The sequence below is a fragment of the Streptomyces sp. NPDC004752 genome, assembly GCF_053601275.1.
Window position 1 is genome coordinate 1 of sequence record NZ_JBSGBN010000157.1, and the last position, 21365, is coordinate 21365.

Sequence of the window (21365 nt, forward strand, 5' to 3'; positions counted from 1 at the left end):
CGCGGAGCGGGATACCACGCGGCAAGCCGCGTGGTAGTGAACGGCTTCGCTGACGCTCCGCCCAATTCCCCCGCAAGCGGGGGAATTGAATTCCGCAAGCGGAATTCTGAAAGAGTGTCAATCCGCGCAAGCGCGGATTGACGGAGTCCCGCAAGCGGGACTCTGAAGGCTAGCGGCAAGGGGCGGGTGCATCATGTGCGGCACTGTGTAGGCTCTGGGATCCTGTGCCCTATCCTGGTATGGAAGTTGATGGATCGTCAGGTGTGGTGGGTGCCGGCCTCACCGTAGAGATGGACTCCGCTGCGCTCCGTCCAACCCCTCTCCCCCACCCGCAGGACGCTACGGTCAAGCCGAAGCAACACGCCCGATCAGCAACACGGCAATCAGTCATTGAAGGAAGCAGACTGACCGTGTGTCACCCTGGGTGGTTCACCTTACACGCGATGATGCATCACAGTGATGCACTGTGTAGAATTTGGGGTCAGACAGCACCACCCGGATACCCTCGCCGCCACTCCGAGACACTTTTTCAAGATTGCGCGCTGCATTCCGCGATAAGGAGACCACGGGACATGGCCGTGAAACTGCGTGACCACCAGATCGAGGCGGTTGCCGCTGTTGTGCGCGGTCTCGATGTCCCGGCGGGCGGTGTTCCCTTCGATGGTCTGCGTGGGCAGGTGCATGCCGCGTGCGGCACGGGGAAGACGATCATTGCTGCGGCGTCGGCGAGGCGGCTGGTGCCCAGGGGGCGCGTGTTGGTGTTGGTGCCGACGCTGGATCTGTTGGCGCAGACGGTGAGGGCGTGGCGTGAGGTGGGGCATCGGGGGCCGGCGGTTGCGGTGTGCTCGTTGCAGGACGATCCGGAGCTGTGGCATCTGGGGGTGCGCTCCACCACGAACCCGATCCAGCTGGCGCTGTGGCACGGCTCCGGGCCTGTGACCATCTACGCGACGTACGCGTCGCTGGGCGTGCTCGCGGAGTCCTTCGAGGGCGCCTACGGGCAGCAACTGGCCCCGGTGGACCTGGCCGTGGTCGACGAGGCGCACCGGACGAGTGGGTCGATGGGCAAGGCGTGGGCGGACATCCACGACCAGACCGTCATCCCCGCGCACCGCCGGCTGTACCTGACAGCGACGCCGCGGATCTGGGAGGAGCGGCTCAGCCGGGAGGTTGCCGAGGGGGTACGCGACCCGCTGCCGAGGGAGATGGCGGCCTCCATGGACGACGAGAAGGTCTTCGGTCCCGTCCTCTACAAGCTGTCTCTGGCGTCGGCCGTGGCGCGGGGGCTGTTGGCGCGGTACCAGATCATCGTGCTGGAGCTGAAGGACCCGGTCGTCACGCCCGAGCGTCTGATGGGCGAGGAGCGGCGCAGTGAGGAGGTGCGCGGGCAGCGGCTCGGAGCCTTGCAGGCGGCGCTGCTGCACACGATGGCGCAGCACGGACTGCAGACGTGCATCACCTTCCATCACCGCACCATCGAGGCCCAGGCCTACGCGGAAGGCCTTCAGCGCGTCGCAGCGAAGCTGCACGCGGATCAGCCCGAGACGTACCCGGCGAAGATCTGGGCGGACTGGCTGTGCGGGGAGCATGTCCCCGAGCGCCGGCGGGAGGTCCTCGGCTCGTTCGGATCCACAGCGCAGCGCGCGGTGCTCTCCAACTGCCGGGTGCTGGGTGAAGGCGTCGACATCCGCGCGGTGGACAGTGTGGCGCTGCTGGACCCCAAGGGCGCGCCGCACGACATCGTCCAGGCCATCGGCCGCGCGCTGCGCCAGAAGCCCGGACAGGGCAAACTCGCCTCCCTGATCGTGCCGGTCTTCCTCCAGCCCGGAGAACAGCCCGAGGACATGTTCACCTCCGGCTCCTACCGGCCCCTGGTGAAAGTCCTGGAAGGGCTGCGGGCTCATGATGAAGAGGCCGTGGAACTGCTCGCGATTCCGCAGGAGCCCCAGAAGGACGTCGCCCAGCCGTCCGTCAACATCGGCTCTGCGCCTGCGGAAGGCGAGGAAGAATCACGGCTGCTGCTCCGTTTCGCCGCCCCCAGGGATCCTGTGATGGTCGCGGACTGGGTCAGCTTCAACGTGATCGACACCGAACGCCAGGACTGGGCCCGCGGCTGGGCGAAGCTGAAGATATACGTCGAACGGGTCGGGAACGCCCGCGTGCCCTACGGGCACCGCGAGGACGCCACACCACTTGGACAATGGGTGGCAGAACAACGACGCGCCTACGCAGCCGGACAGATGAACGGCCAGCGCGCGCGGCGACTCGAACAGCTCGGCATGGTCTGGTCCCTGGCCGACGAACGCTTCCAGGAGAACCTCGAAGCCGCCAAGGCCTACTACGACCAGCACTGGACCCTCTGCGCTCCCAGGTCCGCAGCGATGCTGGACAGGCCGTTGGGGATGTGGCTCGCGAATTTGCGGCGGCCCGGTGCGCTGGACGGCCACCCTGAGTGGAAGGCCGCGCTGGAGGCCGTAGACCCGGACTGGAACCCGGACTGGCCGGCGGACTGGCAACGCCACTACGCCGCACTACGCGAACTCGTACGCGACGAAGAAGGCCGGGACGGTGAGACCGAGGTCCTGCCCGGGTTCACGGTCCACGGCATGGACATCGGCAAATGGCTGGCCAAGCAGCGCAAGCCGAAGGTCTGGCAGGCCCTTCACGACGGGCAGCACGAGCGCCTGGAGCAGCTCGGCATCACACCGCTCGCCCCGGAACCGAGGGAGCCCGAGAAGCCGCCCACGACGCCCATGGGGGCCTTCGGGAAGGGCGTCGCAGCCCTCGCGCAGTACAAGACCCGCGAGGGCTCCGTGACCGTTCCACGGGGGCACGTGGAGCGGCTGGAAGACGGCACCGAAGTCAAGCTCGGCGTGTGGATCATGAACCAGAAGACCCGCCGCGCGAAGCTTCCCACCGACAGGCTCGCCGCACTCGCCGCGCTAGGGCTTGAATGGGCCCTGCAAGGCTAAGGAACGGGATAAGTTTGTGGTTAAGTCTGGCAATCTTGCCTGGAGTGAGGGTGCAGGGTCATGGCATCTGAGGAAGAGCTGTTCGCGTCCGTCGACGCTCTGTTGAACGAGGAGCCGCACCTGCCGCCTCCGGCGGAGCGTGCCCGGCTGCGTGAGGCCGCCGGCATCACCCAGGCCCGCCTGGCCACCGCGTTGAAGACCACGACCCAGTCAGTGAAGAACTGGGAGAACGGCCGCAGCGAGCCGAAATCGCCGCGCCTGGACGCCTACCAGCGGCTGCTGAACGGATGGGCGGCGAAGTACCCCGCCCCCGGCGCAGCTCCACCAGCCTCGGTTGCCGCAACGGCGCCCGCGGCGTCTACCGAACCGGCCGCGTCCAAGGTGGAGACGGCAGATGCCCCGCAGGCTCCCGCCGTTCCGGCTGCGGCGCCGGCGCGTGCACCCATGAGCCCCGCTGCGACATCGTGGCGTCCGGCCACGAAGAAGGCGGTGCAGCCCGCAGCCGATCCGCGCTTCCCGCACGGCCCGCTCGCGGTTCTGGACGGCGACGGCTGCGCGTACGGTACAGGCGGCATCGTGCTCGACTGCCCCGCGACCACGGTGGTGGAACTTGTGGAGTGGACGCTGCGCGAGTCCGGCCTCGGTGCGCCGCGCCTGCACAAGAACGGCAAGGACAGCGACCCGCTGATCGTGCTCACCGCCGCGGCTGCCGTGAAGCTCGGGCTGCCGGAGCGCCTGGAAGGCCACGAGCAGCGCCGTTCCCTGCGCCTGCCGGAGGACCACCCGGTGGTCAAGCAGGTGGTGAAGGCCAAGTGGCAGCTCACCCAGCGCGGGTTCGGCCCGTGGGCAAGGATCTACCGCAAGGCACAAGGCCGCGACCGGCAGTGCGTGCAGCTCGCGATTCTGTCCTGGGACGCCCTCGATGAGCGGTCCTGGCCCGGGGTCACGGAGATGGAGCCGGCGGACGTCGCCCGCGTCCTCGGTGTGTACGCCCAGCGGGTCATCACCCCGCGCGGCTCCACCGCCGTCTCCGGGCTGGAGCTGATGACCGCGCTGCGCCCGCCCACCCGCGCAGTGCGCGACGAAGCGACCGGGAACTGGGTGCCCGGCCACAACCCCGGTTCGCTGGGCACCGAGCCGATGGACCCGGCGCCGCCGGAGGCCACCCCCGAGCACCCGGTCGTCGTGAACTCCGGCTGGCAGGGCGGGTTCCTCAACGAAGAGGCGTACCAGTGGGTGCGGCCCGTGGACCTGCTGACCGATGAGGAGTGCACGCTGCCGTACGCGGTCGGCCTAGACCTCAACACCGCGTTCCTCGCCGCCGCGGCCCGCCTGGTCGTCGGACTGTCCGCCCCCGACCACTTCGTGGGCCCGAAGTTCAACCCGAAGATCCCCGGAAGCTGGCTGGTCGACCTGTCCCACGTCGAGATGGACCCGCGTCTGCCCTCGCCGTTCACTCCGGACGGCGAGCGCCCGACGGGACCGGCCTGGTACCAGACACACACCGTCGCCTACGCCCAGGAGCTCGGCTGCAACGTGACTCCCCTCGAGGGGTACCTGCGGCGGGAAACCGGCGCGTACCTGGACCCGTGGCACGACCGGCTCAAGACCGCCTACGTCGACACCCTCGCCGACCTCGGCGTCACCAAGGACCTGTCCGACACCGAGTTCCTCGCGGCGATGGAACGGTATAAGGACACCGACCCGGCCCTGGCGGCCGTCCTCGCCGCCATCAAGGCCACCGTCAAGGGCGGCATCGGCAAGCTCCGCGAGCGCCCCCAGGGCAAGAAATACAAGGAGGGCGAGCGGTGGCCGGCCCTCCAACGCCCCACCTGGCGCCCCGACATCCGCGCCGCCGTCATCTCCAAGGCCCGGGTCAACATGCACCGCAAGATGCGCAACATGGCCACGATGACGGGCCTGTACCCGCTCGCCGTGCTGTCCGACTGCGTCGTCTACCCCTCACCGGGTGACAGCCCGCTCGACTTCCTGCCCTACGCCGCGTCCGGCAAGCCCCAGCCCGGCGGCTTCCGCCTCGGACCCACCCCTGGCCTGGCCAAGCTCGAGGGCGTCCAGTCGATGCTGTGGGCCGTCGATCTGATGGAGCAGGGATACAACCCCGCCCGGCACATCAAGGGCGGCGACGCTGTCCTGGACGAAGGCGAGTAGGCGCTGTGGGAGAGATCGACGACGCCATCGAACGCGCCGACCGGGAAGCCTTCACCCGCCAGCCGCCCAAGGCGCTCCAGGCACGCATCAACTTCCTGATGAAGCAGCTCAAGACGACCAAAGCCGTTGCCCAGGAGATCGGGGTCAGCCAGCGGTCAGTGGAGCGCTACCGCAGAGGCGAACGCAAGCACCCGCCCAAGGTGATCGCGGACCGGATCGACGCCGCTGTACGGGCGCGCTGGCAGCCACAGGTTCGCAGGCGCCGGCAGAAGCAGGCCGCCACCACCACGGGCATCACGGTGGAGACGAGGGCCAGGTTCGGTTACACCGCACCGATCGGCACCACCGACGACGGACGCTTCCGCCGCCTCACCGTCCACCTCCCCCCGGCCTACGCGCAGCGCCTCTTCGACGCCCGTGACGCCGGAGCCAGCGACCAGCAAATGCGCCAGATCGTCGCCGAAGGCTTCAAGGACGTGTACTTCCAGGACGGCGGAAACCGCGCCATGGGGCTCTCCGACGTCACCCTCAACGACATCGACTACCTCGACCTCGACTACTGACCCGGCGCCGGCTCGCAGGCCCGGAACCTGCTTGTTGGGCCGAAGCACGATAGTTGTCACACGCGACGGAACGGGTGGGGAAGCTGTTGCTGGCCTCGGGTGCCTTTCGGGTGGCCCCGCTGCAGGGTGAGATGACGCTGTCGTTCCTGGGGCGGATCGCGGACAGGTACGGCCTGACGGTGCGGAGTCTGCTGTCGTCGGTTACCGAAGTGGCTGGCCAGCAGGCCGTCGCCGGGGCTCTCCAGGGCGACAGCGAGGTGTTCTTGAACGCCGCGGCCCGGGACCGGGTCGCGGCACTGTGTGGTGTGCCGCAGGTGGGCTTACGCCGTGCGTTGCCGGCATGGATGCGGGAGGAGCCGCTGGGCCCCTCGAAGGAGCGGCCGGCGGCGCGGCTCCACAACGGGGTGGAGACGGTTGCCGCCTGGGGTCCGGCGTGCCCGGGATGTGTGGCTGCGCGGACCGGTCGCGTTGCACCAGCCCGGGTGTACCTGGCGGCGCACCAGCGAGTCTGCCCACGCCACCAATGCTGGCTGATGGGCGTGCCTGGCAGCGGCGGCCGTGTCGTGGGGTTGGCCGGATGCCCGGAGGTGGTCCAGGCGCAGGAGGATCACCGCAGGCTGCTGCGCCGCTACCCCGTCGCTGGTTCGGCGTTCGAGGTTGCTGAGGCGGTCACAGCCTGGTGGTGGGCCGAGAAGTGGCCTGAGGAACGTCGGTGGCCCATGCGGCTGGATGCGGCCATGCCCGCGGGCGAGGACCCTCAGCGGTGGCGGATCCTGGCGCGGGATCTGGTCACCTACCCCGAGACCGTCGCCCTCGCCACGCTTCTGGCCAGCCGGGCCTGGCGGCTCCGTGTCGCTGCTGACGGTGGTGGTCACCTCCCCTACCGGTTGGCTGATGTGCCCTGCGTGCCCAGCGAGCTGGGCTATCGCTTGCGGCGATCGTGGCTCACCGAGCGTCTGTCCTCCTGCACCCACGGAGCGCTGTTTGCCTGGACGTACCAGTGCATCCGTACCAAGGGCGGCAGTGGAGACGACGAACAGCGGCTGTGGCAGGTCCCCCTGGCGCTCCGGCCCCGGCCTCTCGCCGACGTTCTCGCGGGCTACCATCATCGGCAGACCGCGGGCACAGAGGGCCTGCCGGCTCAGAAACGGCTGCGGGGTCACAGCGCGCACGCCGAGGGCGCCTTCGCCGCCGGCCTGGCCCACGCGCGCACCTACGCCGCCCAGCACGGCCACCTCGCCACCCAACGCGACACCCGAGTCGGTTCCTTCGCTCTGGGGAAATGGGTGCACAACCAGCAGGCCCACGCCCTGGCCCTGCCCGAAGAAAAGGCCGCCGCTCTGAAGGAGGTGGATCCGTGGTGGAACATCCCCTGGTCGGTGAAGTGGCAGCGCTCCTACTACCGCGCCCGCGACCACGTCAGGCGCCACGGCCCCCTCAACGCCGCCGACGGCTTCCCCGACACCCACGTGCTGACCGGGGAGTGGCTGTACCTGCAGTGCACCGACTACAGCTCACTCCACCCCGAACAGCGCCGTCTGCTGGCCGACATCGGCCTCACCGCCCAGGCCGCCGGTAGCGGACGCCCGCGCCGAACGAGCCGGACGGCGGGCATCGATACGGCTGTTGCCTGCGCTCGCGCCTTCGTCGCCGAACACGGATGCCTGGCCCTGGCCACCAAGAACATCTCGTACCAGGGGTTTTTGCTCGGGAAGTGGCTCGCTGCCCAGCGTTGCCTCACTCGCCGCCAGGACGAACCAGCGCACCTTCAGGTGCTCGACGCGATCGACGTGTGGTGGAACCCGCCGTGGCCCTTGGTGTGGCAGCGCACCTGGCACCGGATCCGCGCTCATGCCCGAGACCGGCGCCACGGGGCTGCAGAAAGTGGCTGGCCGGACGGCAGTGACGGCTGGGCCACGTGGCTGTCCGTACAGTGCACCGGCTACCAGCAGTTGCATCCGCTGCAGCAGCATCTGCTGGCGGAGATCGGCATCACCGCCGAGACCGCCGCCGCGTGCCCCCACGAGATCATCGCCCAGCTCTGCGGTACGGGCCCCGGGCTGGCCCACGCGCGCACGTACGCCGCCGCACACGGCCACCTCGTCCTGTCCCTGAATGCTTGTTATGAGGGGTTTCCGTTGGGCCGGTGGCTGAGCGAACAGCGCCGCCAGGCGCGGGAGCACCATCGCAGTACAGGCGGGACATGGCCGGTCAGCACGCTCCTCGCAGCGCTCGACCCCTGGTGGAACCCGGCCTGGTCCTTGGAGTGGCAACGCAATTGGAGCCGCGTACGCGAGCAGTCCGCGTCCGCAGTCGACGGCGGTACCGGCATTGAGGACCTTGAGAAGGAGCTGGCCGGCTGGCTGAGGCGTCAGTGCACCGGCTACGGCACGCTCCACCCCGAACAGCATCGCCTCCTGACCAAGATCGGCATCACCGCCGAAACAGCCCGAGCCGCCCAGCCACCGGCTCCCCGCACCGATCCCGGTCTTCTCGACACCGCGCTCGCACAAGCCCGCGCCTACGCGGCCGAGTACGGCCATATCGCTGCGCCCGCCAGCACCGTCCTCGACGGGTTCCCGCTGGGGGAATGGCTGGCCTGGCAACGACGACGCGCCCGTCAGGACCGCCTCTCCCCCACCCGGGCCGAAGCCCTGACCACGATCGATCCGTGGTGGAATCCGCCCTGGCCCCTGCAATGGCAGCAGGCCTACCACCGCCTCCGCACAGCAGCCACGGGCACCGACGGCGCACCGGCCACGAACCTCCCCCGAGGCCTTCGCCGCTGGATCCGCGTCCAGCAAGAGTCCTGGAAGCACCTCCACCCCGGCCAGCAGGACCTCCTGACCGCCCTCGGCATCACACCCCACGCCGTCGTAGGCGAACGACCCGCCCCGGCCACACGCACCTACCCCACCAGCCCCGGACTCGACCACGCACGCGCCTACACCGCCCAACACGGCCACCTCACCCCGGACAAACACACCCGACAAGACGGCTTCCCCCTCGGCAGATGGCTGTGCCAGCAACGCCGCAAAGCCCGCGCCGGCGTCCTCTCCACCACCACCATTGAGGCGCTCACCGCTCTGGACCCGTGGTGGAACCCACCCTGGCCCTACACCTGGCACCGCACCTGGCAGCAATACCGCACCACGATCAGCAGGAACGAACCCCTCCCCGACACACTCCAACGGTGGGCCAACGCCCAACGCAGCCAATGGAGCACCCTCCACCCCCACCAACAACACCTCCTCACCCACACCGGCATCACCGGATGAGATCGCGGTGTCCAACAAGCCGGTGAGTAACCCGGAGTGACCATCAATCCCCATCGCGGTCAGGGACGCTCCCATCGTCCGGGATAGGATCTTCGGTCGCTCTTCTACGCTGACGCGCCCTCTGCAACAACGTGGGATCCCAGCTCTCCCATGCCTCATCAGACGCTAGAGTTTTCCCACCTCGTCCCGAAGTGGTGTGTTTCAACGGCGCGTTGACGGCTGCTGGTCACCCGCGTGTCCGTGCCGTACAGCAAGGGAGCATTGTGCGACTCGTCGAACTCAGCGTCACCAATTTCCGCTCGCTGGGCGACGTCCAGGGCATCCCGATCCACAAGCAGACCATCCTGACGGGCCACAACGACTGCGGGAAGACAGCGACCCTGGACGCCATCGCCTTCCTGCTCGGCGAGCGCCCTCTCGCGGACAGTGACATCTCTCAGTTTGCCGAGAGTGAACCCGCGCGCGCTGCCCTGCCATCGGACGATGACTCCGCGGAGCCGATCGCGGTGACGGTGGAAGGCCGGTTCGACCTGTCCGACGCCGAGAAGAAGGCCCTGGGTCTCACCTCTTCCATCCAGGTGCGCCGTCGGCACGTGGAAGGCGAAGGCGTCTCACTCGAGTGGCTGGCGCAGGTGCCGCAGAACCCCGCGCTACGGAACATCTCCTCCCTGAAGGTGCCCGAGCTCCGCAGCCTCGCCTCCGATGTAGGCGTCAAGTTGCGTGAGGGCCAGCCGAACGTCAAAGCGAGCTGGACCGAGGTTCTCGAGGAGCATGTGGCCTCAGCCCCAACGGTTGCCGGTTGGGCGCAGGCGCCCGAGCACGTCGTCAGCGCCCTGCCTCAGCTCCTCTATTTCCGGGGCGATACCGCGGAGACTCCCGACACCGTGGTCCGCAGCATCCTGACGGCGAAGTTGCGCGAGTACACCCTGCGCGAGGAGACCCGGCAGAAGATCACCGATCTGGAGACCGATTTCTCCGGCCTGCTCAAGGACGACGCCGCCCGCCTGCAGAAATTGGTCGAGGAACGATGCGCCCTCGACTCTTTCTCGCTGGAGCCGACCGTGCAGTTCCGGCCGACGGTCAGTGGCGTCTCGATGACCGCTGCGGCACCAGGCCAAAGGGCCGTGTCACTGGCTGCGGCCGGGGCCGGCCGGTCCCGCCGTATTTCGCTGGCGCTGTGGGAGGCCAGCCAGCAACTCCTCTCGGAAGCAGCGGAGGACGGCGTCACAGGGGGTGTGATCATCGCCTATGACGAGCCCGACACGCACCTCGACTACGAGCACCAGCGTCGTATCATGGACATGATCAAGGTGTCGGCGTCCGCCGCGCAGTCCACCGTGATCGTTGCCACCCATTCCCTGAACCTGATCGACGGCGTCGACATCCAGGACATCGTGCATCTCAACAGCAGGGACGGCCGAGCCTACGTACAGTCGCTCGGCGCAGAGGACAGCGACGAGGACACCCGGCGCTTTCTGTCGAACATGGCGGTTTCCCTGGGCTTCCGCAACAGTGTCCTCCTGCACGAACGGTGTTTCGTCGGTGTCGAGGGCCCCACCGAGTACGCGGCACTGCCGGCGCTGTTCAAGCTGGCGTTCGGCTACCCGATCCAGTCCGCAGGCATCGCACTGTGGGACTGCGGTGGCAACGACGGCGCCCTCAACTTCGCCAAATTCCTCAAGAAGCACAAGCGCACCGTCTTGTTCCTGGTCGATGGCGACTCGATCCGCGACAAGGAAAAGGAGTTCAGCCTCAATCGTCTGGAGAAGTACGGTTTTGCCGAGAAGGACTGCCTCTTCCTCGGAGACCCGAACGAGCTGGAGGACGTCTTCAGCGACGCTCAGTGGGCCGACACCATGAACGCCGAATGGCCCCGCAAGGACGAGCAGCAGTGGACACCCGCGGATGTCGCAGACCTGCGCAGCACCGGCAAGTTCAGCAAGTCGCTTCACACTCTGCTGTACCAGCACTCCGAGCAGGCTCCGCGTAAGAAGGAGAGCATGGTCGTCGAATTGACTCGCCGGCTGCGCACCCCCTCCGACGTCCCGCCCGCGCTGGTGAAGTCGTTCGAGGACGCAATCAAGGTAGCCCGTGAAGCCGGACTGGCCTACTGGCCCGAGGAAAGCTGAGTCAGGCGCAGTGCACGGCGGGCTCGCATCCGGCTCAGACGCTGCTCTCGGGTGGGCTCCTCCCATGAGTGCACACCCGCAGACGACACCCAGCGCCGACCATGCCGGCTCTTCTCCTCACCGCACCACCGGCATCCAGACGGCGCAGGGGGGCCTGAATGGCGAACACGGACAGCCATGGCATGCACCTCAGCACTCTCCGCTCGTTGTGCCAGTGACGTACTCAAAGAGTCCCACGCAGCACTGACAATCGGCAGAGCGAGATTCGTTTGGGCTCTGAGCACCGTTGCCCTGTTAGCTAGACATCGAACAGGCTCCAGGCGTACTCGGCCGACAGCGGACAGTGATACCGGGCGGGCGTTCGTCGTCGGTGGTGCCGACAGACGCGACGCAGCCGAAGCGAGCGCGGGTTCGGTGCGTTGCCTGCCCTCACCGGGTTCTGTCAGCGCCCACAGCGCTGTCGGAGGCCTCGCGTAAGTCCTATATGTCGTCGAAGCTGGGCTGACTCCACGGCTGGTCGGGGGGTGGACCTTGGGCGCCGAGGAGCTGGGTGATCTTCTCGGCTTCATCATCTGAGAGATCGGAGAGCAGGCGCGTCGTTGTGCCGAGGAGGGCGTCCAGCGGTACCTGGGTACGTGCGCCGCGTGCGCTGGCGATTCCGGTGCCGAACAGGCACTGGAGAGTCTCGCCGGAGGGGATGCGGGCATCGGCCTCGATGACTCCCTCGGCCTGTCCCAGCGCGTCGCTGATGCCGTCGAGTTGGGCGTCGTGGGAGATGTCGTCGCCAGGGCCGCCGTATCCGACGTGGCGGTCCGTGACGACCATGCGAAGAGAGGTCAACGGGATACCGAAGCGGTCGGCCCTGTTCCTCACCTCGTCGAGGCGGGGCAGGTCGTGCTCCTGTCCCTGCGGGAGCTGGCGCCGGGACTGGGCAACGAGCACATGGAAACGCGGGGTCTGCAGGATCAGCTGGCCCGCCTTCACCGCCCAGCGCCACGGGCTGATGTCCGCGTCTGCTGCGCCGGGCACGATCATGCAGACGCGGCTGGTCCAGAGCTGGATCGCCTCACGCATCAGGTGCTGAAGGTTGCCGGTGCCGGCGGCCGGGGTGCGCAGCAGGATAGGAAGGCTGATCATGCGGACGACCCGGTTCCAGAACGCGGTGTCGGCGATGTCCTCGGATTCCAGCAGGTACATAAGGGCCGTCTCGTCGAGATGGCCGACGCCTCGCTGGGGTGCGGGGAAGCTGGCAAGTGTGGACCCGCCGCCTTGCCAGAGCGCGGCGAGGAAGGTTGACATCCGGTCGGCGACGTCGGTGGTCATCCGTGCGGTGAGGGCGTTGACGGCGTCGCGGGTTGGAACGCGTTCTCCCGCGCGAGCGGCCTCGGCTCCCTGAACGACCGTGTTCAGGAACTCCTCGGTCGCCGCTTTGTCGAGGGTGCCGCGGCCGCCTTCGAGAACGGATCGGGACACCAGACGGGGAATGCCGGGAGAGTCGTCGGCCGGCTGGAGTGCGCCGAGCGCGGAAGCGTCGAGGAGCAGCGCGGTGCTGCTGCCGGGCAGCGGGGGAAGGTCTCCTTGTTGCCGGGCGGTGGGCAGTTGGCCGAGCGCCAGGAGCACCGGCCGGTCGGCACGGGGAAGGCGCTGCAGGTCGTCCTCGAGCTCGCGCTGGTCCGATGTGGTGCGCAGATAGATAAACCGGCGCGGCGTGCGAGGTCGGCCGGGCCATTCGAGGACCATGTCGGGGACATGGGTGTGGTTGAAGAACTCGGTCTTGGTGACGGTGGCACCGGGGTCCATGCGGCGCAGGTGCCGGGCGACGATGTCTTTGACCCGGGTGAACATCATCCGGTCGTCGGGCTCGTCCATAGCCTGGGAGATCGACTGTTCGACGATGTTCACCACGAGCCCTCTCTGCGGGTGAGTTCGGCGGCGACGATGGCTGCCCAGTCCTTGAGCGGCAGGAGGGTTTCCTGCTTGTCCGAGAGCACGATCAGCCACAGGCGGGCGGCGACCGACCGGACGAGTTCAGCGTCCAGGAGTTTTCGGGCTTCCTCGGTGTCGCTGGTGCCGAAAACGCGGCTGCTGTGCTGAAGGACCGCGGTCTCCACCTGGTCAGGGGAGTTGAGGGTGGACCAGGAGTTCGCCCGGAACGGTGCCCAGGTGATCCACATGAAGTGATCGCTGAGGTGGTGTTGGGCCTGGGCGGCTACGTAGCACTTGGCGAGGAACTCGTCGAACTGGGTTCCCTGATCGCTGGGTTGCGCGTAGTTCTTGACCTCCGCGCAGAACATGTCGTTCTGGTAGGGGTCACCACGCATGGCGCCCCCCAGATCGAAGGAGAATGTCCGGCCTCCGTGCGGCCAGGACAGTGTCAGCCGACGGCCGCAGGACTCCGAGTCCGTGTTCGCGTACGCGCCGAAGATACGCATCGTGCCCTCGAGCCACTGCTTGGCTCTGCGGGCCCCCGAGAAGCCCTTCACCTGAGCATCTTCGCCAACCACCACAGGCGTAGCTTAGTGCGATCGGATCATCACGATGCGCTCGAACGGGTTAATCCCCGCCACACCGACGCCTGCCGGCTCCAGGAAACGGAGACCCACGGTCTGGGGAAGTAAGCAGACGACAGGCCGGGGACCAGTCGGCTCCTGCGAAAACGCCCACCCGGATCGGCGAACACGAGACCGTGATGGAGTGACCCATCATCCCGGCCTCCTGCGAACAGCTCCCCTGCAGGGAGAGACGACCTCGTCACTGATCTGCCGCATCGCCAGCCGCTACGGGATGGAAGCGAAGGCGCTGCGGTCGTGCTGGCAGTGGCGCAACTACCCGCCGGGGCACGACGGCGGGGGCGCACGGGCCGACGCCGAGGTGCTGCTGAACGCAGCCGGACGGCAACTCCTGGCAGGCCTGTGCGGCGTCGAGAAAGACGTACTGGCGCGGGCGTTGCCGTCCTGGGCACAGGAGGACTCCAAGCTGTCGGCCGGAAAGAACGGGGTACCGGCGGCGTGGCGGACCGGCGGCGCGGTCGCCGGGCCGGTCGCCTTCGGCTGCCGCCTGTGCGCGGCCCGGCGCACGGGGACGACCGTGCGGGTGGTGCGATACGCGCCGCGATGGGAGCGGGTGTGTGTCCGCCACGGGCGGTGGCTCCTGGACGCGGACGCCGACCAGCCCCTGGAGCACCTCGATCTGCGCGGCGTGCCGGAGGTGGTCGCGGCGCAGCGGCGGTGGGCCAAGGTGGCGCGGCGGGCAGCACGGGCCGGAGCAGAGCCGGAGAGAGTTTTCGCGCTGGCTTATGCGGTGGTGGCCCGGTGGTGGGAGCAGGCCCTGCACTGGGAACACGAGACCATCTGGCCGCGGCGGCTGCACCAGGTCGCGGGCGGCAACGCCGGGACGGAACTGGAGCGGTGGCGGATCGTGGGACGCGACGCGGTCGCCTTCCCCGAAGTGGTGGCCGTCGCCGACGCACTGCTGGACCCGGCCATGGCCGAACTGGTGTGGAAGGACAGCGGTGCAGGGCGGCCGCGGGCGCTGCCCGCCGACGGGATGTTCTGCCGCCGGCTCGGCGAGCGGGCTGGGCGGACATGGCTGGGGCCGCTAGCGGCGACCGACTACGGCGGCCCGCTGACCTCCTGGATGGGTGCTGTCATCCGTCTGCGCCGCGGGGCCGGCGGGCCGCCCGGATACGACAACGACCCGTGGTGGCTGCGCCAGGAGCACCAGCCCGCCACCATGGCCGCGCAGCTGCGGGTACTGGGCAAGGAGAAGAAGGCGCCCGGCTCGGGCAGGATGTGGCGAGCTGTGGTGCCGCCTGAGCAGCGGGCGCTGATCACCAGTGCCCTGCAGAGCGCCGAGGAACAGCTGCTGCAGCTGCGCGGGGTGCAGACCGGGCCTGCCGCCGACGTCGCCCGCCAGCTCCTGCGCACGCTCCGCCACAGCGCCGCCCTGATCGACAATGCCTGGAAGCGGACCGCCCTGGCCGCGGCGAACGCCGGAATACCCCTGGAAGAGATCGCTCAGTGGGCGGAGATGTCTCCCGAGACCTTGATGACCGTGCTGGCGGCCGGCCAGGAAGACGGCGGTTGAGAATCGCGTTCGTGGCGGCCGCGTTGGCTGTTGGCCGATAACAGCACTCGTCTGTGGCAGAAATACTGAAAACGCAGGCACGCGCGGCCGGGAAGGAGTTGGCTGGCGCGGGTGATCAGCACAGGAAGATCCCGGCCCGGGGACCGGCCAGGGAGGACCCTACCGTGTGGGAGCGGGTTCGAGGCGGTCTTCCTCGACCCTCTCGGGCAGATGGTCCAGCAGCGGTGGGTGGACGCCGCCCTGGCGGTGGCCTTCGAGGACCTGCCGCCGGTATCCGCGTTCCCGGTGATCCCAGGGCGGCGGTGGGGGCCTGGGCTGTGGTGGTCGGCCACGACCGGACGGCATGTGGCGGCCGGGTCGAACGCGATGCGCATCCAGCTGACGGCCCTGGACCGCGACCCCCGCGTGAGCGGGCTTGCGGGGCGGCCGGTACGGCTGCTGTGGCGCACCCCCCGCGGCCAGGTCCGCTCCTGGGTCCCGCAGCTCTTCGCCCGCTACACGGACGGCACCGCCCTGCTCGCCGACTGTCCCAGCCACCCCGACGCCGGCGGCGAGCGCGCCCTGGACGCGGCACGGGCCGTAACCGAGGCGTGCGCGCACATCGGCTGGACCTACCGGCACCTCCCGCCGCTCGGCGACGTCCTGGCCGCCAACCTGAAATGGCTGGCCGGCTACCGCCATCCCCGCAACGCCGGCCGGTCCGGCCTGATGGCGGCAGTCCTCAAGGAGTTCACCCAGCCGCGGCCGCTGATCGAAGGTGCCGAAGCCGTCGGCGACCCGATCGCGACCCTCCCCGCCGTCTTCCACGCCCTGTGGCACGGACAGCTGACGACCGACCTGGAGACGCCGCTGCACGAACGCGTCCTGGTCGGCCCCCACAGCGGGAGCGGGCCGGCCACGACGGGTGGCGCCGGGTGAGCGCGCGGCGCAATGCCCGGCCGGCGGTGAAAGTCGGGGCACAGGTCCGCTTCCGTGGACTGACATGGCAGGTGGTCGCCCTGTCGGGGCAGGACGTCCACCTCGTCGGCCCGGACGGCGGCGGCCAGGTGGTGCTCGCCGGGTATCTGTTCGCCGACCCCGGCTTCACCGTCATCGGGGCCGACCTGCCCCAGGCGGCCCCGCAGTGGGGGCTGTTCGAGACCGCTCCCGCCACGGCGCGCGAGAAGGCACTGGCCTGGCAGCGGCACGTGAGGGAAGTCGAATGCGGCCTTCCCGGCGGGCCCGGCAGCGAAGGAACCGTACGGCCGCAGTACGACCCCGCCCAGCACACGCTGGCCGAGCGGGAGCAGGCCAAAGCCGAGGAGCTGACCGCGCTCGGCTTCGGCCGCGTCTCACGCACCACCGTGCAGCGCATGCGACTTGCCTACCGCAAACAAGGTTTGTGGGGACTCCTCGACCACCGCAGCACCCGCGCCGCGAGCCCGACCGGGCGGGCCGACGAACGGGTCATCGCCGCCGTCCGCGAGGCGCTGCGCCGCCGGCGCGGCCGCTCCAAAGGCACCATCAACGGCCTGTTCCCCCTGGTCAACCAGATCCTTGAAGACCGGCACGGGCCCGGCACGGTGCCCGCGCCGTCCCAGGCCACGCTGTACCGGCTCGTCACCGTCCTCGCCCGCCCCGGCGAACTGCCCACCGGGCCTGTCCGGGCCATCCCCGCCAGCTTCGACGGGCGCGCCTTCACCCCCACCACGGCGCTGCGGCCCGGCGAGCAGGTCCAGGTCGACACCACCCGCCTGGACGTCCTCGCCCTCTTCGACGACGGCCGCCTCGCCCGGCCCGAACTCACCATCGCCATCGACGTCGCCACCCGCGCCATCCTCGCCGCCGTCCTGTGCCCGAGCGCAACCAAAGCCGTCGACGCCGCCCTGCTCCTGGCGGAGATGGCCGTCCCGCACCCCGCCCGCCCCACCTGGCCCAACATCCTGCGCATGGACCACTCCCCCGCCCTGCCCCACCAGCGGCTGGCCACGCTGGACGAACGCCTGGCAGGCGCGGCGGCCCGGCCGGTCGTCCTGCCCGAGACGATCGTCGTCGACCGCGGCCGCGTCTTCGTCTCCCGGGCCTTCACCGCCGCCTGCGAAACCCTCGGTATCAGCGTCCAGCCCGCCCCGCCCCACGCTCCCACCGCCAAAGGCATCGTGGAGCGCGCCTTCGGCACCATCAACCACCTGTTCTGCCAGCACCTGCCCGGCTACACCGGATCCGACGTCACCCGCCGCGGCCCCGACACCGAACAAGACGCCTGCTACAGCGTCCCCCAGCTCCAGGACCTCCTCGACGAATGGCTGGTGCACTACCACCACCGCCCCCACGAAGGCCTGCGCCACCCGCTGATGCCCCGCAAGGCCCTCACCCCGAACCAGATGTGGGCCGCCCTCGTCGCCGTCGCCGGACACGTGCCCGTCCCGCTGACCGGCCGCGACTACCTCGAACTGCTGCCCGTGCGCTGGCAGGCCATCACCGCCTCCGGCATCCGCATCCACCACCGCACCTACGACGCGGACCTGCTGGCCCCCTACCGCGGCCAGCCCTCCCCCCACTCGGCACGCGGCGGGAAATGGGAGATCCACTACAACCCCCACGACGTCCGCCAGATCTGGGTCCGCCTGCCCGACGGCCACCTCACCGAGATCGGCTGGATCCACCGCGACCACGTCCACCGGCCGTTCGACGACCGCACCTGGCGCCACATCAGGACCCTCGCCCTGCACGGCAATCACGGCGACAGCGAGCAGCACGAAGCCGACCTCGCCGAGGCTCTCGACCAGCTCATGCGCCGCGTCCACAGCGGCCACGCCACCAAGACCGAACAGGCCCTCATGGCACGCACCGCCCCCGTCACCCTCCCCACGGCCCGCCACCCGCAACACGACAGCGCACCGAGCACCGACGACCCGAGCGAGCGGGACGAGGACGACAGCATCGACGACCTCGACGACCGCCCCGACACCGAAGACGCCGCAACCGGCCTCCCCGCCCCGTACACGGGATACGGGCTCTTCAACGCATACGAGGAAGCCGACAAGTGGTAACCCCCCGCCCCCAGAGCACCGCACCGGCCCACGCCACCGCCGACAGAGGCGACGGCACGGCCGAGCCGTCCTGGCCCCTGACCACCTGGCAGGGCTGGCACCGTTTCGCCACCACCGACCCACCCGCCCCGCCCCAGCCCGGCGCCCCACCCCGCAGCACCGAAGAACGCCTCGCCTACCACTCCGCGTTCGTCACCATCCGCACCCCCGCCATCCACACCCTCGCCACCCAAGTCCGCACCCTGATGATCCTCGGCCGCCGCCAACAGGCCACCGCACGGCCCTCGCTGATCGTCACCGGACCCGCCGCAGCCGGCAAAACGACCGCCCTCCTCCACGTCGGCCGCGCCTGCCACCTCGCCCACACCCGCAAAAACCCCACCCCGCCCGGATCAGCACACGCCGCGGTACCCGTGGCGTACGTCCTCGTCCCGCCCGGCGCCACCGCGAAAACCCTCATCACCGAATTCGCCCGCTACCTCGGCATCCCCACCACCACCCGCATGACCCAGACCCAGATCACCGACGCCGTCTGCCACACCTACACCCAGGCCGGTGTCCAACTCGTCCTCATCGACGAAATCCACCGCCTCAACCCCCGCACCACCACCGGCGCCCAGGCCGCCGACCTCCTCAAAGACCTCACCGAACTCCTGCCCGCCACGTTCGTCTACGCCGGCATCAACGTCACCGACACCCCCCTCTTCAGCGGAACCCGCGGCGCCCAACTCGCCGGACGCGCCACCCTCATCGACTGCGGCCCCCTCCCCGCCCGCCACGGCCCACACCAACCCTTCCGCGACGTCATCACCGACATCGAAAACGCCCTCGACCTCACCCGCCACACACCCGGCACCCTCCCCCGCCACGCCCCCTACCTCCACCAGCGCACCGCTGGCCGCATAGGAAGCCTCACCCGGCTCATACGCCAGGCAGCCATCACCGCCATCTGCGACGGCACCGAACGCATCACCAAAACCGCCCTCGACGCCATCCGCCTCGACCACCTCGCCGAGCAACACCACCGCCCCACGCCAAGGCGCTGACCCGGCCGATCCAGATGTCGCACCAATCCCGCAACAGTGCGAAATCAGCCGTACTGAGCCGTTCAGGAAACGACACAGCCCGATCGCTGCGAGACTCTGCCTGACATGCAGGCGCACGGCGCGGGGGGTGTGTAGCTGTGGCCAAGTCCAAGCCCCGGAAGGGGTATTACCGGGCCGGGCACTACGTGAAGCCGACGACCGTCTCCAGCCGGTGGAAGACACCGTCCATGGGCCTGATCCTGGCGGGCGTCGTTGTGGTGATCGCCGCATGGAACACCCTGTTCGGAGGCGGCTCCGACCACTCGGACAAAACACCTCAACCTCAGTCGAGCAGCGCTTCGGCCTCCGCCCTCCCCGGTCAGTGACCCCTCTGCCGTCGAAAAACCGACCACGGCCGGTGCCACGCCCGCACCGGCCCGGGCTCACCGGCACGGGCAACCGGCGGGCTCACCGCCTCGGCTGACACATCCTGCGCGCGCAGCTGCTGCCAGAGGGCCTGCCACTGCGTGATCTGGTCCCCGGGGACACCGCAGGCCGACAGATAGGCGCCCGTGGTGCCCCACGTCGTGGGAAGAGTGCTGCGGTTGAGCAGCCGGCCGACGGTGCCCGCCGCTATGCGCCCCGCCGAACGCTCGCTGACCGCCTGATGGGTCAGTCCGCTGACCACCCGCACCTGCGCGAGGGCGGTGAAGAACCCCGCGACGCTACGGACCGCAGACGGATCCGGCCACGCACGCTCCCCCACGCCCAAACCGGCCGCAGCCGGCCCGGCCGGCAGACCGGCGTGATTGCGGGCGAGTGCGACCTGGGCACCGCTGTTGCGGTCCCTGGCCTGCGGAACGGGATGGCCCCGGGCTTCCAGCGTCAGACGCAGATGCCGGTACAGGAAGCCCAGGTCGAGCAGCGCGGGACCACCGGGTACACCCTGCCTCAAGGCCTCCAGCAGCGCCCCGGTGAAAGCCGTATAGGTCTGTCCCACCGGCGCCAGAGCCGTACGGGTCTCCGCCGCGGCCGCCAGCAGGAAACTGCCCTCCACCGCCGCCTGGTCAGCAAGCCCCGTCCCGCCGCTCATCCTGCCCAGCGCCAGACCGCTGTAACAGCAGTCCAGGATCACCACATGCCGCTCGGCACACGAGTCCAGAAGAAGAACCTGACGCACCCAGTCATACGGAAGCCCCGTCTCGATACGGCCGAACTCGGTGTGCGGCAAAGCCAGACACAGCTGATCCTGCCCATCGACCAGCCCGTGCCCGGAAAAGTAGACGATCAGCGTGTCGGTGGCCTCCGCGGCCGCCTGCCGCACCGCACCCACCACCGCGTGCGCAGCTGCTGGATTCTCCACCACCGTCACACGCCGCTCAGGCAGCTGCAGCGACAGCGGCCCGCACAGCAGATCAGCCAAGGCCCGCACGTTGTTCGAGACAGCCGGCAACTGCTCCAGATGCTCATACCGGCCCGTGCCCACCAGCACAGCCCTCGAGGCCCCGGGATCGGGCAGCACACTCACCGATCGCCGTCCTCACCACCGCCGTAGGTCTCCAGCGCCCGAACCGCCCGCGCGATCTCCTCCTCCGAACCCTCCGCGAGCACGATGACCGTCTCCCCCCGGCGGATCTCCACCCGCGGCCGCTGCGGCCGGCTCTGCCGCCACGCCGCGACCGCCAGCACGAACGACGCCGCGCTCCACCCATTGCCCGTCACCAGCTCAAGCACATCGACGACCGAGCCCATCTCCCCCGGCCCCGGCACACCACCCCGCACCCCCACCACCACAGACCGACGCACCACAGGATCCGCACGCAACCAGCCCTGCAGCGAACGCAACTCCCCCGCACCAAGCCCGACCTGCAGCTCTAACCGCACCCCGACCTCCCCTGATCCGTACGCGCGCCCATCGACCATGCACAACCGACCAGAAAACCCGCTACCGCACAACACCACACCCCGGACCAGATAAAACACCCCTGACCAGCACAAACACCCAGCGAGCCTTTAAGAAGCTGTTGTCTTTCCGATCTTGAGAGATGCGCGTCGAACGGGAGTCCCGATCGGGTGGTCGCGGGGCGCTGGGCGCATACGAACAGGGCCTC

At 69.2% G+C, this 21365-nt stretch carries 14 protein-coding genes and 1 pseudogene; 11 read left to right on the forward strand and 4 right to left on the reverse strand.

Annotated features, from left to right (window positions below):
• Positions 1–572 precede the first annotated feature (572 nt).
• The 6 genes and pseudogenes from ACWEKM_RS40115 (at position 573) to ACWEKM_RS40140 (ending at position 11111) form a co-directional block, all read left to right on the forward strand.
• Entirely contained in the window at positions 573–2972 is a 2400-nt protein-coding gene (locus ACWEKM_RS40115) for a Helicase associated domain protein (RefSeq protein WP_451626233.1), read from the forward strand.
• A 60-nt stretch (positions 2973–3032) separates the two neighbouring features.
• The gene (gene tap / locus ACWEKM_RS40120; protein ID WP_451626234.1) at positions 3033–5141 is read left to right on the forward strand and encodes a telomere-associated protein Tap; all 2109 of its coding nucleotides are present in this window, start codon (positions 3033–3035) and stop codon (positions 5139–5141) included.
• A gap of 5 nt (positions 5142–5146) precedes the next feature.
• Entirely contained in the window at positions 5147–5704 is a 558-nt protein-coding gene (tpg, locus tag ACWEKM_RS40125; RefSeq protein ID WP_451626235.1) for a telomere-protecting terminal protein Tpg, read from the forward strand.
• A gap of 110 nt (positions 5705–5814) precedes the next feature.
• Positions 5815–6225, forward strand: a pseudogene (locus ACWEKM_RS40130) (TniQ family protein); the annotation flags it as partial.
• A 198-nt stretch (positions 6226–6423) separates the two neighbouring features.
• On the forward strand, positions 6424–8982 hold the full coding sequence (locus ACWEKM_RS40135) for a helicase associated domain-containing protein (RefSeq protein ID WP_451626244.1): 2559 nt from the start codon (positions 6424–6426) through the stop codon (positions 8980–8982).
• 263 nt (positions 8983–9245) lie between these two features.
• Positions 9246–11111, forward strand: a complete 1866-nt coding sequence (locus ACWEKM_RS40140; RefSeq protein ID WP_451626236.1) for an ATP-dependent nuclease — start codon at positions 9246–9248, stop codon at positions 11109–11111.
• 480 nt (positions 11112–11591) lie between these two features.
• Here ACWEKM_RS40140 and ACWEKM_RS40145 read toward each other — a convergent pair whose 3' ends face one another.
• Both ACWEKM_RS40145 and ACWEKM_RS40150 read right to left on the reverse strand, forming a co-directional pair.
• A complete protein-coding gene (locus ACWEKM_RS40145) occupies positions 11592–13013 on the reverse strand; it encodes a hypothetical protein (RefSeq protein WP_451626237.1) in 1422 nt (473 codons plus the stop codon).
• Positions 13010–13618, reverse strand: a complete 609-nt coding sequence (locus ACWEKM_RS40150) for a hypothetical protein (RefSeq protein WP_451626238.1) — start codon at positions 13616–13618, stop codon at positions 13010–13012. Before ACWEKM_RS40150 ends, ACWEKM_RS40145 begins: the two co-directional genes overlap by 4 nt.
• A 187-nt stretch (positions 13619–13805) precedes the next feature.
• Between ACWEKM_RS40150 and ACWEKM_RS40155 the strand changes: the two genes are divergently transcribed.
• From ACWEKM_RS40155 to ACWEKM_RS40175, 5 genes are all read left to right on the forward strand, one after another.
• On the forward strand, positions 13806–15197 hold the full coding sequence (locus ACWEKM_RS40155; protein WP_451626239.1) for a DNA-binding protein: 1392 nt from the start codon (positions 13806–13808) through the stop codon (positions 15195–15197).
• A gap of 210 nt (positions 15198–15407) precedes the next feature.
• Entirely contained in the window at positions 15408–16115 is a 708-nt protein-coding gene (locus ACWEKM_RS40160; protein ID WP_451626240.1) for a TnsA-like heteromeric transposase endonuclease subunit, read from the forward strand.
• A complete protein-coding gene (locus ACWEKM_RS40165) occupies positions 16112–18229 on the forward strand; it encodes a Mu transposase C-terminal domain-containing protein (RefSeq protein ID WP_451626241.1) in 2118 nt (705 codons plus the stop codon). The genes ACWEKM_RS40160 and ACWEKM_RS40165 overlap by 4 nt, the downstream gene beginning before the upstream one ends.
• Before the next feature lie 77 nt (positions 18230–18306).
• Positions 18307–19275 carry a TniB family NTP-binding protein gene (locus ACWEKM_RS40170; protein WP_451626245.1) on the forward strand — a complete coding sequence of 323 codons (969 nt, stop codon included), beginning with the start codon at positions 18307–18309 and terminating at the stop codon, positions 19273–19275.
• A gap of 137 nt (positions 19276–19412) precedes the next feature.
• A complete protein-coding gene (locus ACWEKM_RS40175) occupies positions 19413–19640 on the forward strand; it encodes a hypothetical protein (protein ID WP_451626242.1) in 228 nt (75 codons plus the stop codon).
• Here ACWEKM_RS40175 and ACWEKM_RS40180 read toward each other — a convergent pair.
• Positions 19634–20782 carry a caspase family protein gene (locus ACWEKM_RS40180; protein ID WP_451626243.1) on the reverse strand — a complete coding sequence of 383 codons (1149 nt, stop codon included), beginning with the start codon at positions 20780–20782 and terminating at the stop codon, positions 19634–19636. The genes ACWEKM_RS40175 and ACWEKM_RS40180 overlap by 7 nt on opposite strands.
• Complete coding sequence (locus ACWEKM_RS40185; RefSeq protein ID WP_451626246.1) at positions 20779–21177, reverse strand: effector-associated constant component EACC1; 399 nt, start codon at positions 21175–21177, stop codon at positions 20779–20781. Before ACWEKM_RS40185 ends, ACWEKM_RS40180 begins: the two co-directional genes overlap by 4 nt.
• Positions 21178–21365 lie beyond the last annotated feature (188 nt).

What these genes read in the sequence shown, in the direction of transcription:
- ACWEKM_RS40160 (WP_451626240.1), top strand. Translation starts at nt 15,408, where the DNA reads ATGGTCCAGCAGCGGTGGGTGGACGCCGCCCTGGCGGTGGCCTTCGAG.
- ACWEKM_RS40115 (WP_451626233.1), top strand. Translation starts at nt 573, where the DNA reads ATGGCCGTGAAACTGCGTGACCACCAGATCGAGGCGGTTGCCGCTGTT.
- tap (WP_451626234.1), top strand. Translation starts at nt 3,033, where the DNA reads ATGGCATCTGAGGAAGAGCTGTTCGCGTCCGTCGACGCTCTGTTGAAC.
- ACWEKM_RS40135 (WP_451626244.1), top strand. Translation starts at nt 6,424, where the DNA reads ATGCGGCTGGATGCGGCCATGCCCGCGGGCGAGGACCCTCAGCGGTGG.
- ACWEKM_RS40185 (WP_451626246.1), bottom strand. Translation starts at nt 21,177, where the DNA reads ATGGTCGATGGGCGCGCGTACGGATCAGGGGAGGTCGGGGTGCGGTTA.